We start from the raw sequence: 12,144 nt of genomic DNA, 5'->3' as shown, positions 1-12,144 counted from the left end.
TAAGCGGGTTAGGGCTATTGCCACATGGCTTTAAGGCCTGCCAGCAGTCCGCCGCGCCAGCACAGCGCATCGTGACCGCCTTCGACCGGGTGATAGCTGACCTGATGTCCGGCAGCGGTCAGATCGTGCTGAAACTGCTGGTTTGCTGCCAGAATCAGCCGTTCGCGTCGTCCCGCTTCCAGGTAGAAGCGGCGAGGGGGTGCCTGCAGTAAGCCCTGTTGTAACTGCTGTGGCAGCCAGCCATTGGGATCGCCGCGCGCGGGCCACCAGAACGAACCGGAGAGGCTGATCGCTCCAGCAAAGGTTTCCGGCCAGGTCAGGGTGGCGTAAGCGGCAGAAAGGCCGCCAAAACTCTGTCCCGCTACCAGCGTGCTGTCGGCACGAAACGGCGCCCAGCGCTGAACCTGCGGCAACAGCTCGTGCTGAATCGCCAGCCAGAAGTCAGGGTTACAGGTCAGCTCACGCGTGCGGTGTTCGCGGTCGATGATGTCGATCATGACATAGACCGCAGGGGGCAGTTCGCCTGCCTCTGTCAGTTGCTGAAGCGGGCCGGCAACCGGCATGGTCTGTGCCCAGAACTGACCATCCAGCAGCAGTACCAGCGGACGATCGCCTGCACTGGCGTCTCCGGTAACAGAGATCCAGATCTGACGCTGGTTCCCCAGCCGTTCGCTGCGCCACAAATAGTGTTGCAGCGGAATATCGGCGGCACGGCCCTCATCAACCGCACGCCACACCTGCTGATCCGGCGCGTGTGGCAGGTGCAGTGGCGAGACCCTCATTCCGCGTCCACCCGCCCAGCTTCGCAAAGGATTCAGCGGGTCGCTTTGCGCCTGCGGGAATTTCTGACTCCACCACTGGCGCACTGCCTGCATATCGGCCTGCCCGGTAAAAGTCTCTTCCTGACTATCAGGAATCAGGCAGTAGCTGCCGCGCCAGTCAGCGGGCAGGGCGGTTTGCCACCACCAGACATCGGTATCGGGAACAGGCGTTAATGAGGAGGGGACCGCTGAATGATGATGATCGGTTACGCCGGTAATATTGATCCAGACGCGCCGGGTATCGGAGTGCTGCGTGTCACCCTGGGGATCGCGCCAGAAAAAGGTGACCTGACAGGTTCCCTTTTCGCCAGCTTCAACCAGAGGAATGCCCCGTTGCTGCTGCTGTTGCCACCAGCGTTCACTGCCGGTTTCTTCATTTAACCACGTCATACGCGCCATCTTTCGATCACCCTTGATTAGGGTCATGCATGTTATGAATAATAGTATTGATAATTATTTGCATTTGCAATAGGGTGTTTCCGCCCGACAGGGAGCGCGCGCATCCTCTCTGCCGCACCGGCTTTCAGACTGATGCAAAGCGGTTCTGACGCTGGCCCGGCGACAAGGGGAAAACGTTGCAGGCAAGGTTATTACTTTTTTACCGGCACGCCGGCAGTGGCATCCTCGCCGGCACTCCAGGAACAGAAAAATGAAAAAGTTATCCCGGCTTTCGTTAGCCATTATGATTGAACTGGGTTTCACCGCCTCTCTCATTTCTGCCGGTGCCGTGGCTGCTGAAGCCACCCGCGAACCGGCTATCGACAGCAGCACCTCCGATACCCTCCACGACGACACCATGATGGTGACCGCCGCCGAGCAGACGTTGCAGGCACCTGGGGTGTCGACCATCACCGCCGACGAAATTAAAAAACATCCACCCGCACGCGATGTCGCCGAAATTATTCGCACCATGCCTGGCGTCAATCTGACCGGTAACTCCACCAGCGGCCAGCGCGGAAACAATCGCCAGATTGATATCCGCGGCATGGGGCCGGAAAATACCCTGATTCTGATCGATGGATTGCCGGTGACCAGCCGCAACGCGGTTCGGCTTGGCTGGCGTGGCGAGCGTGATACGCGCGGCGACACTAACTGGGTACCGCCAGAGATCATTGATCGCATTGAGGTGATCCGCGGTCCGGCAGCGGCCCGTTACGGTAACGGTGCAGCGGGCGGCGTGGTGAACATCATCACTAAAAAAGAGATGGATAATCAGTGGCACGGCTCATGGAGCGCCTATTACAACGTGCCGGAACACAAGGAGGAGGGCGCGACCCGTCGCACCAACTTCAGCCTTGAAGGGCCACTGGGCGAGGATGTCAGTTTCCGGCTCTATGGCGGACTGGCAAAAACGCAGGCTGATGCTTACGACATTAATGAAGGGCACGCCGCAGACCGCACCGGCAGTTATGCCGGATCGTACCCGGCGGGCCGGGAAGGCTCGATCAACAAAGATATTCATGGCCTGCTGCGCTGGGCATTTGCGCCGATGCAGACGCTGGAAGTGGGGGCCGGTTACAGTCGTCAGGGCAACCTCTATGCCGGGGACACGCAGAACACCAATACCAACGCCCTGGTGAAAAGCAAATATGGTGACGAGACCAACCGGCTCTATCGGCAGAACTTTTCTGTTAAGTGGACCGGTGCCTGGGATAATGGCATCAGCACCAATACCTACGCGCAATATGAGAACACCCGCAACGCGCGTCTGAATGAGGGGCTGGCGGGCGGCACCGAAGGCATCTTCGCCAACAGCAACTTCAATACCATCCAGCTGGATGATGTGTTGTTGCACAGTGAGATCAGTGTGCCGTTTGAATGGCTGGTGAACCAGACCGCGACCTTCGGGACGGAATGGAATAAGCAGCGGATGAAGGATCCTTCATCGACGACTCAGGCCGCCAGCTACGGGTCGATTCCCGGTATCGCTACGACCGGCCGCACACCCTATTCACAGGCGGAAATCTTCTCGCTGTTTGCCGAAGACAATATTGAGCTGACCGACAGCACCATGCTGACGCCGGGCCTGCGCTTCGATCACCATTCGATTGTTGGCGATAACTGGAGCCCGTCGCTCAACCTGTCACAGGGATTAGGCGATGAGTTCACACTGAAAATGGGCATTGCGCGCGCCTATAAAGCCCCGAGCCTCTATCAGACCAACCCTAACTATCTGCTGTACAGCAACGGTCAGGGCTGTGCCGCCAGTGCCGGTGCCTGTTATCTGATGGGTAATGACGATCTGAAAGCGGAAAACAGCATCAATAAAGAGATTGGGGTCGAATGGAAGCGCGACGGCTACCAGGCGGGCCTGACCTGGTTCCGCAACGACTACCGTAACAAGATCGAGGCTGGCACGGCGCCAACCGGCACCGCATCTAACGGCAAAACCGACATCTACAAATGGGAAAATGTGCCCAAAGCGGTCGTCGAGGGGCTGGAAGGCACGGTTAATGTCCCGTTCTCCGACAGCGTAACGTGGAACAATAACTTCACTTACATGTTGCAGAGTAAGAATAAAGAGACCGGCGATCGTCTGTCGATTATTCCGGAATATACGCTCAATTCGACGCTGAGCTGGCAGGCGATGCAGGACCTCTCCCTGCAAACGACCCTGACCTGGTACGGTAAACAGGTACCGAAGAAATATGACTATAAAGGTAACGCCGTTACCGGTAGCGCCACCGATCAGGTGAGCCCCTATTCGGTTGTGGGCATGAGCGGCACCTATGACGTTAATAAATATGCCAGCGTCACCGTGGGTATCGACAACCTGTTCGACAAGCGCCATTTCCGTCAGGGCAACGCGCAGACCACCGGCAATGCCACCACCGGAGCGTGGCTCTATGGCGCAGGGGCCAATACCTTTAACGAGTCGGGCCGCACCTGGTATATGAGCGTGAATACCCGCTTCTGATGGACGGGCAATAAAAAGCGCAGCGGTTGATCTGACCGCTGCGCTTTTTTTATGACTGAATAATCAGTTGTTCTGATTGATATCGCGGTAGAGACGGCTCTCAAATCGCACCAGCGGAATACGGCGGGTACGCTGATCTTCCGGCGGGACCGCATAACCGGAAAGGAACTGAACGAACGCCACCCGCGCGCCACTGGAGGTGGTAATAAAGCCCGCCAGGTTATAGACGCCCTGCAGTGAGCCGGTTTTCGCCGAGACTTTGCCATCCAGCCCCGCCTCATGCAGCCCGCCGCGATACTGCAGCGTGCCGTCGTAACCTGCCAGCGGCAGCATCGAAATATAATCCAGCGTGTTGTCATTCTTCGCAATGAACTGCAATACCTGCATCATGGTTTGCGGCGAAATCAGGTCATGGCGGGAGAGACCTGAACCATCCACCTGAATGCTATTACCCATGTCGACATTGGCTTTGGCTTTCAGGATGCGGCGAACGGCATCCTGTCCGGCGCGGAACGTGCCGGGCACATTGAAGTAGTGATGACCAATGGTGCGAAACACCGTGTCGGCAATCATGTTGTCTGACTTCTTCAGCATGGTGTGCAGCAGCGTATGCAGCGGCGCGGACTGGGTCGATGCCAGCACGGTACCCGGTTCGGTGACCTGCGTCTGTCGCACCAGATGCCCGCTGTAATCAATCTCAGACGACCGTAGTTCCGCCTTGAGGATTTCGCCAGCCCAGGCCGCGCCATCCTGCACCGCAAATGCCAGCGGCAGCGGTTCCGCGCGCTGGCGCATACAGCCCGTGAGGGTGTAGCGGTTCAGCTCGCCCGGCACCACATCCAGCTCGCAATATTGCCCTTCGCCGCTGTTGCGGCCAATGGTGCGCACCTGGCTGTACATATGCGCCGGATAATAGGAGGCGATACGTACAAAGGCATTCTCACCCGGCGTATTAGCACTGTAGAGCGAGACCGAGAAGCAGTTTTTATCAACGATTGCCGCACCCGGCGGAGCACTGAAGCACTGGGTCATATCGTTCCACGGCCAGCCCGGCGCCATATCGTGACTGGCAAAAACGGAGGTGTCGATAACCAGATTGCCTTTGATATGGTTAATGCCCTGCTTCTTTATCGCCGCCACCATGTTGCGCAGATCCTGACGGCTTAAGGTGGGATCACCGCCGAAACGTGCAACTAAATCGCCGTTCAGGGTGCCATCGATAATGGCGCCGCGAGTCTCAAAAGTGGTCTGAAAACGGAAGTCGCCACCCAGCTCCAGCAATGCTGCCAGCGCCGTCACCACTTTCATGGTACTGGCGGGCAGGGCCATCTGTTTTCCGTGATAATCAATAATCGGTGTTGATGCGCCTACTTTTTGTACCATCAGCGCCAGATTGGCGCCGTCTGGCAGGTACTGCATGTATTCATCAACTGGCGCTGCGTGTGCCTGCAGCATAAATGCGCAGCTTAATCCGGTAACAAGTCGTGAAAATCGCATAATCTCGCGGTAACTGGCAGGTGAGGGCGTCAATACTACGTCGCTGGACGGTGCAAAGTAAACGATGACCCGCAGGGAACTCTGGGGTAAAATACGTATCAAATTGCAAAACTCTTTTCTGGCCTGGAAGCATCTCCGGGTCAGGATTCTTTTATTTGCAAAAACGGGCTAATGCGCCGCAGAACGCTTTTTTCTGCAGTCACCGGTCAGGATGACATCGTTAAACAGGAAAGATGGCGAGGAGCTTAAATGAATCAGATTCCGATGACGTTAAGAGGCGCTGAAAGATTGCGCGAAGAGCTGAACGAGCTGAAAACCGTGAAGCGCCCGCGCATTATCGCCTCTATCGCTGATGCACGCGAACATGGCGATTTAAAAGAGAACGCGGAATATCACGCTGCGCGTGAAGAGCAGGGTTTTTGCGAAGGCCGTATTCAGGAGATTGAAGCCAAACTCTCCAATGCGCAGGTTATCGACGTCACTCAGATGCCGAAAACCGGACGCGTGATTTTCGGTGCAACCGTTACCGTGCTGAACGTCGAAACCGACGAAGAAGCCACGTATCGCATTGTGGGCGATGACGAAGCGGACTTTAAGCAAAATCTGATTTCGGTCAATTCGCCGATGGCGCGTGGCCTGGTGGGTAAAGAGGCCGATGACGTGGCTATTGTGAAAACCCCGGGCGGCGACGTTGAGTATGAAATCCTGAAGGTGGAATACCTTTAAGATGTTGCTACGCTTTGAAAAGCGTTAAAGCATAATGTAAAGAAAGGAAAAAGGCCGCATTGCGGCCTTTTATCTGAGGTAAGAGCATGTCACTTTCTTTGCCCAATTAGCGTGGCAGAGAAATTTTGCTCTCTTTAGAGGGGCGATACAGCACCAGCGTTTTGCCGATCACCTGTACGTTGCTGGCACCGGTCTCACGCACGATAGCCTCAACGATCAGCTGTTTCGTTTCACGATCTTCCGAGGCGATTTTTACCTTGATCAGTTCGTGATGCGACAGAGCCTGCTCGATTTCGGCCAGCACGCCTTCAGTCAGGCCATTGCCACCCAGCATAACCACTGGCTTGAGCGGATGGGCGAGGCCCTTGAGGTGCTGTTTTTGTTTGGTACTTAGATTCATCGTAGTTTTTTACTTACTCAGGGATTGAAAACGGTTCATTCTACCGCCATCTCGGGTATATCACCAAATCGACGCAACCCATTGCGTGCAGGTTTATCGCTACGATGACGATTTAGTTGGAAATATTATGACGGGTAAAAAGCGTTCGGCCAGCTCCGGCCGCTGGCTTCAGGAACACTTTAGCGATAAATATGTGCTCCAGGCGCATAAAAAAGGGTTGCGTTCGCGCGCCTGGTTTAAACTTGATGAAATACAACAGGGTGACAAGCTTTTCAAACCCGGTATGACCGTGGTAGATCTGGGTGCTGCACCCGGAGGCTGGTCGCAATATGTGGTACAGCAAATTGGGAACAAAGGGCGAGTCATTGCCTGTGATATCCTGCCAATGGATCCGATAGTCGGTGTCGATTTCCTTCAGGGCGATTTTCGTGAAGAATCGGTGGTCAATGCGCTGCTTGAACGCGTTGGCGATCAAAAAGTTCAGGTTGTCATGTCCGATATGGCGCCGAATATGAGTGGTACACCTGCCGTAGATATTCCCCGGTCGATGTATTTAGTCGAGCTGGCGCTGGAGATGTGTCGGGATATCCTGGCACCTGGCGGCAGTTTTGTAGTGAAAGTGTTTCAGGGAGATGGCTTCGATGAATACCTGCGGGAAATTCGCTCCCTGTTTACGAAAGTGAAAATTCGTAAGCCGGACGCTTCACGTTCACGTTCACGTGAAGTGTATATTGTGGCGACTGGGCGCAAACTATAACCAAATTGCTGGAGAAGTCCGCAGTTTTGCTGCGATTCCATGTATGCGGGATCTATAGTACCCTACGCTATCTGTTAACACCGTTGTAATATGAGGTTAATCCCTTGAGTGACATGGCGAAAAACCTGATTCTCTGGTTAGTCATCGCGGTCGTGCTGATGTCAGTATTCCAGAGCTTTGGGCCCAGCGAGTCGAATGGCCGTCGGGTTGATTATTCAACCTTCCTGTCGGAAGTGAACCAGGATCAGGTCCGCGAGGCACGTATTAACGGGCGTGAAATTAACGTCGTTAAAAAAGACAGCAATAAATACACGACCTACATTCCTGTCAACGATCCCAAGTTGCTCGATAACCTCTTGACCAAAAACGTCAAAGTGGTTGGCGAACCGCCGGAAGAACCAAGCCTGCTGGCTTCAATCTTCATTTCGTGGTTCCCGATGTTGCTGCTGATCGGTGTGTGGATCTTCTTTATGCGTCAGATGCAGGGCGGCGGCGGTAAGGGCGCGATGTCCTTCGGCAAGAGCAAAGCCCGCATGTTGACGGAAGACCAGATTAAAACCACTTTCGCCGACGTAGCAGGTTGTGACGAAGCGAAAGATGAAGTTGCTGAGCTGGTGGAATATCTGCGTGAGCCAAGCCGTTTCCAGAAGCTGGGCGGTAAGATTCCAAAAGGCGTTCTGATGGTGGGGCCACCGGGTACCGGTAAAACCTTGCTGGCAAAAGCGATTGCCGGTGAAGCGAAGGTGCCTTTCTTTACCATCTCCGGTTCTGACTTTGTGGAAATGTTTGTCGGTGTCGGTGCATCCCGTGTGCGTGACATGTTCGAACAGGCCAAAAAAGCGGCTCCGTGCATCATCTTTATCGATGAGATCGACGCAGTCGGTCGTCAGCGTGGCGCCGGTTTAGGCGGTGGACATGACGAACGTGAGCAGACGCTGAACCAGATGCTGGTTGAGATGGATGGTTTCGAAGGTAACGAAGGTATTATTGTTATCGCCGCAACTAACCGTCCTGACGTACTGGACCCTGCGCTGCTGCGTCCAGGTCGCTTTGACCGTCAGGTTGTAGTTGGCCTGCCAGATGTTCGCGGTCGTGAGCAGATCCTGAAAGTGCATATGCGTCGTGTGCCGCTGGCAACTGATGTTGATGCAGCAATCATTGCACGTGGTACGCCAGGCTTCTCGGGTGCCGATCTGGCCAACCTTGTTAACGAAGCAGCGCTGTTCGCGGCCCGTTCAAACAAGCGTGTGGTTTCGATGGTAGAGTTCGAGAAAGCGAAAGACAAAATCATGATGGGTGCGGAACGTCGCTCCATGGTGATGACGGAATCGCAGAAAGAGTCAACTGCCTACCACGAAGCAGGCCACGCCATTATTGGTCGCCTGGTGCCAGAGCATGACCCGGTTCATAAAGTAACGATTATCCCGCGCGGTCGCGCACTGGGTGTGACCTTCTTCCTGCCTGAAGGCGACGCGATCAGCGCCAGCCGTCAGAAACTGGAAAGCCAGATCTCAACGCTTTACGGCGGTCGTCTGGCAGAAGAGATCATCTACGGTGCAGAACGTGTTTCTACCGGTGCGTCCAACGATATTAAAGTTGCGACCAATCTGGCGCGTAACATGGTGACGCAGTGGGGCTTCTCTGAAAAACTGGGTCCGTTGCTCTATGCAGAAGAAGAGGGTGAAGTGTTCCTCGGACGTTCTGTCGCGAAAGCGAAACATATGTCTGATGAAACGGCCCGCATCATCGACCAGGAAGTTAAGCACCTGATCGACAGCAACTACCAGCGTGCTCGTCAGATTCTGGGTGAGAACATGGACATCCTTCACGCGATGAAAGACGCGCTGATGAAGTATGAAACCATTGATGCACCGCAGATCGACGACCTGATGGCGCGCCGCGAAGTGCGTCCGCCAGCGGGCTGGGAAGATCCAGGCAGCAACTCAGACAGCAACGGTACGCCAAAGGCGCCACGTCCGGTTGATGAACCGCGTACGCCAAACCCAGGCAATACCATGTCAGAGCAGTACAACAAATAAGACGCAACATCGTCAGACAAAACCCCGGCTGGTCCGGGGTTTTTTACATCCAGATATTGATCAGCAAGGAGTTTCCGCTATGAAGTTGTTCGCCCGTGATTCCCATCTCGATTTATCTTTTCCACATGTGATGGGCATTCTTAACGTCACGCCGGACTCCTTTTCAGATGGTGGAAAGCATAACGCGCTGGTTGATGCGCTGACGCATACCAATGAGATGGTCAATGCAGGCGCAACCATCATCGATGTGGGCGGGGAATCAACCCGTCCTGGCGCGGATGAAGTGAGTGTGGAGGAGGAGCTGGAGCGGGTGATTCCGGTCATCGATGCCATTGCCCAGCGTTTCGAAGTCTGGATTTCAGTGGACACCTCTAAAGCCGATGTCATCCGGGAAGCCGCGCGAGTGGGTGCTCACATCATTAACGACGTGCGTTCACTTTCCGAACCCGGAGCACTGGAAGCCGCCGCGTCGACCGGGCTGCCCGTCTGTTTAATGCATATGCAGGGCGAACCGCGCACCATGCAGCAGGCACCGGTTTACGAAAATATTTTAAGCGAAGTGGACACTTACTTCGCTCAGCAGATAGCGCGCTGCGAAGCAGCGGGCATTAAAAAAGAGCGTCTGATACTCGACCCGGGCTTCGGTTTCGGTAAAAATCTCAGCCACAATTATGAACTGCTGGCTCATCTTGGCGATTTTCACCACTTCGGCCTGCCGCTGTTAGTGGGGATGTCGCGTAAATCGATGATTGGCCAGCTGTTAAACGTCGGCCCGTCACAGCGTTTAACCGGCAGCCTGAGTTGCGCGGTGATTGCTGCTATGCAGGGCGCGCAGATTATTCGCGCCCATGATGTAAAAGAGACGGCTGAAGCGATGCGCGTGGTCGAAGCGACCCGAAGAGCAAAAGGAGTATCATGAGTAATCGTAAATATTTCGGTACAGACGGCATTCGTGGCAAAGTCGGTGAAGCACCCATCACCCCCGATTTCGTCCTGAAGCTGGGCTGGGCCGCAGGTAAAGTGCTGGCGCGCCACGGTTCAAAGAAGATCATTATCGGTAAAGATACCCGTATCTCTGGCTATATGCTGGAGTCCGCGCTGGAAGCCGGTCTCGCCGCAGCAGGCCTGACGGCCGCCTTTACCGGCCCGATGCCTACACCAGCCATCGCCTATCTGACCCGTACCTTCCGCGCAGAGGCGGGCATTGTGATTTCAGCGTCACATAACCCGTTTGACGACAACGGGATTAAATTCTTCTCGTCCGAGGGCACCAAACTGCCCGATGACGTCGAAGAGGCGATTGAGCTGGAGATGGAAAAGCCGATTACCTGCGTTGAATCAGCGCAGTTAGGCCGCGCCAGCCGCATCGTCGATGCAGCAGGGCGTTACATTGAGTTCTGCAAAGGGACGTTCCCCAGCGAACTGAATCTGAATGGCCTGAAAATTGTGGTCGACTGCGCCAATGGCGCCACCTACCACATTGCGCCGAATGTATTGCGTGAACTGGGCGCGACGGTGATTGCTATCGGTGTCCAGCCAGACGGCATGAACATCAACAAAGAGTGCGGTGCCACCGATCTCAAACTGCTGCAGCAGCGCGTGCTGGCGGAGAAGGCTGATATCGGCCTGGCCTACGACGGTGACGGCGATCGCATCATGATGATTGACCATCTGGGTGACAAAGTTGATGGCGACCAGATCCTCTACATCATTGCGCGTGAAGCCCTGCGTCAGGGACAGCTTCGTGGCGGCGTCGTGGGTACGCTGATGAGTAACATGGGGCTGGAGTTAGCGCTGAAACAGCTTGGCATTCCGTTTACCCGTGCCAAAGTCGGTGACCGTTATGTACTGGAGAAGATGCAGGAGAAGGGCTGGCGTCTCGGTGCAGAGAACTCCGGTCATGTGATCCTGCTGGATAAAACCACAACCGGTGACGGTATCGTTGCAAGTTTGCAAGTGCTCACTGCGATGGTGCGTAACCATATGAGCCTGCACGATCTCTGTAGTGGCATGAAAATGCTGCCGCAGGTTCTGGTTAACGTACGCTTTGCGGGCGAACATGATCCGCTTCAGAGTGACGCGGTGAAAGCTGTCACGGCCGAAGTGGAAAAAGCGCTGGCGGGTCGCGGACGCGTTCTGCTGCGTAAATCAGGTACTGAGCCATTGATTCGTGTCATGGTCGAAGGCGAAAATGAGGCGCAGGTCACCGAACTGGCGAATCGCATCGCCGACCAGGTCAAGGCCGTTTAAAACCGTAACAGGCGGTCTGCAGGGTGCTGAACTGCCTGTAAAATCACCGGGATGGCGTTTTTTTCTGCAAACAGTAGGGGTAGTAAAAATTGCACTTGCAGAGATATGCGCCTTTGGTTAGTATTCACACCCGCTTCTGATGGGTGATGACGAGACTCCCCATCAATACTGGTTGAAGCTTTAACTGTACGATTACCGTGCAAGGAACAGGATGATATGTACCAAGCTCTTTTAGTAGTTTTCCTTATTGTAGCTATCGCCCTCGTGGGTATGATCATGCTGCAGCAAGGCAAAGGCGCTGATATGGGAGCCTCATTCGGTGCAGGCGCATCCGGTACGGTGTTTGGTTCTTCGGGTTCAGGTAATTTCATGACTCGTACAACCGGCATCTTAGCAGCGCTGTTTTTCATCATCAGCCTGGTTCTGGGTAATCTGAACAGCAATAAAGCGTCTAAAGGAAGCGAGTGGGAAAATCTTTCTGCGCCGGCGCAGTCTTCTCAACAGACTGAAAAGCCAGCTCAACCGGTAACGCCGGGCAGCGATATTCCTAAGTAAGGTCGTCAGCACAACGAATCGTTGTGGTCAGTGCAGTGCCGTGGTGGTGGAATTGGTAGACACGCTACCTTGAGGTGGTAGTGCCCGATTGGGCTTACGGGTTCAAGTCCCGTCCTCGGTACCAAATAGCAGTATCCCTTGCATTTTATGCAGGTCTGGCGTATTATTCGCCACGTTTTCGG

General features: G+C 54.8%; 10 protein-coding genes and 1 tRNA gene. 8 read left to right on the top strand and 3 right to left on the bottom strand.

Annotated features, from left to right (window positions below; translation table 11 throughout):
* Positions 1 to 14 precede the first annotated feature (14 nt).
* Positions 15 to 1,220: an enterochelin esterase gene (gene fes, locus NR195_RS08530; RefSeq protein ID WP_256844417.1), complete on the bottom strand. Its 1,206-nt coding sequence runs from the start codon at positions 1,218 to 1,220 to the stop codon at positions 15 to 17.
* A gap of 250 nt (positions 1,221 to 1,470) precedes the next feature.
* Between fes and NR195_RS08525 the strand changes: the two genes are divergently transcribed.
* On the top strand, positions 1,471 to 3,738 hold the full coding sequence (locus tag NR195_RS08525; protein WP_256844416.1) for a TonB-dependent siderophore receptor: 2,268 nt from the start codon (positions 1,471 to 1,473) through the stop codon (positions 3,736 to 3,738).
* A 63-nt stretch (positions 3,739 to 3,801) separates the two neighbouring features.
* On the opposite strand, the gene dacB is transcribed toward NR195_RS08525, so the two are convergent.
* The gene (dacB, locus tag NR195_RS08520; RefSeq protein ID WP_010251813.1) at positions 3,802 to 5,235 is read right to left on the bottom strand and encodes a serine-type D-Ala-D-Ala carboxypeptidase; all 1,434 of its coding nucleotides are present in this window, start codon (positions 5,233 to 5,235) and stop codon (positions 3,802 to 3,804) included.
* 249 nt (positions 5,236 to 5,484) lie between these two features.
* Between dacB and greA the strand changes: the two genes are divergently transcribed.
* Positions 5,485 to 5,961 (top strand): transcription elongation factor GreA, encoded by a 477-nt coding sequence (gene greA / locus NR195_RS08515; protein ID WP_010251811.1) that lies wholly within the window; start codon positions 5,485 to 5,487, stop codon positions 5,959 to 5,961.
* A 106-nt stretch (positions 5,962 to 6,067) separates the two neighbouring features.
* Here the strand turns inward: greA and yhbY are convergent, their stop codons facing one another.
* Positions 6,068 to 6,361 carry a ribosome assembly RNA-binding protein YhbY gene (yhbY, locus tag NR195_RS08510; RefSeq protein WP_010251809.1) on the bottom strand — a complete coding sequence of 98 codons (294 nt, stop codon included), beginning with the start codon at positions 6,359 to 6,361 and terminating at the stop codon, positions 6,068 to 6,070.
* Between the two features lie 127 nt (positions 6,362 to 6,488).
* Here yhbY and rlmE point away from each other — a divergent pair, with 127 nt between their 5' ends.
* From rlmE to NR195_RS08480, 6 genes are all read left to right on the top strand, one after another.
* The gene (gene rlmE, locus NR195_RS08505) at positions 6,489 to 7,118 is read left to right on the top strand and encodes a 23S rRNA (uridine(2552)-2'-O)-methyltransferase RlmE (protein ID WP_010251807.1); all 630 of its coding nucleotides are present in this window, start codon (positions 6,489 to 6,491) and stop codon (positions 7,116 to 7,118) included.
* A 113-nt stretch (positions 7,119 to 7,231) separates the two neighbouring features.
* On the top strand, positions 7,232 to 9,157 hold the full coding sequence (gene ftsH / locus NR195_RS08500; RefSeq protein WP_010251805.1) for an ATP-dependent zinc metalloprotease FtsH: 1,926 nt from the start codon (positions 7,232 to 7,234) through the stop codon (positions 9,155 to 9,157).
* Between the two features lie 79 nt (positions 9,158 to 9,236).
* The gene (gene folP, locus NR195_RS08495; RefSeq protein WP_010671999.1) at positions 9,237 to 10,076 is read left to right on the top strand and encodes a dihydropteroate synthase; all 840 of its coding nucleotides are present in this window, start codon (positions 9,237 to 9,239) and stop codon (positions 10,074 to 10,076) included.
* Positions 10,073 to 11,407, top strand: a complete 1,335-nt coding sequence (glmM, locus tag NR195_RS08490; RefSeq protein ID WP_010251799.1) for a phosphoglucosamine mutase — start codon at positions 10,073 to 10,075, stop codon at positions 11,405 to 11,407. Before folP ends, glmM begins: the two co-directional genes overlap by 4 nt.
* 216 nt (positions 11,408 to 11,623) lie before the next feature.
* On the top strand, positions 11,624 to 11,962 hold the full coding sequence (gene secG / locus NR195_RS08485) for a preprotein translocase subunit SecG (RefSeq protein WP_010251798.1): 339 nt from the start codon (positions 11,624 to 11,626) through the stop codon (positions 11,960 to 11,962).
* Positions 11,963 to 11,999: 37 nt separating this feature from the next.
* Positions 12,000 to 12,086 (top strand) — tRNA-Leu (locus NR195_RS08480).
* Positions 12,087 to 12,144 lie beyond the last annotated feature (58 nt).

The organism is Pantoea sp. Ft-CA_14, from assembly GCF_024520875.1.
GTDB lineage: Bacteria > Pseudomonadota > Gammaproteobacteria > Enterobacterales > Enterobacteriaceae > Pantoea > Pantoea agglomerans.
The sequence above is the reverse complement of the archived record's forward strand: the minus strand, read 5'-3'. Positions and strand labels throughout refer to the sequence as shown.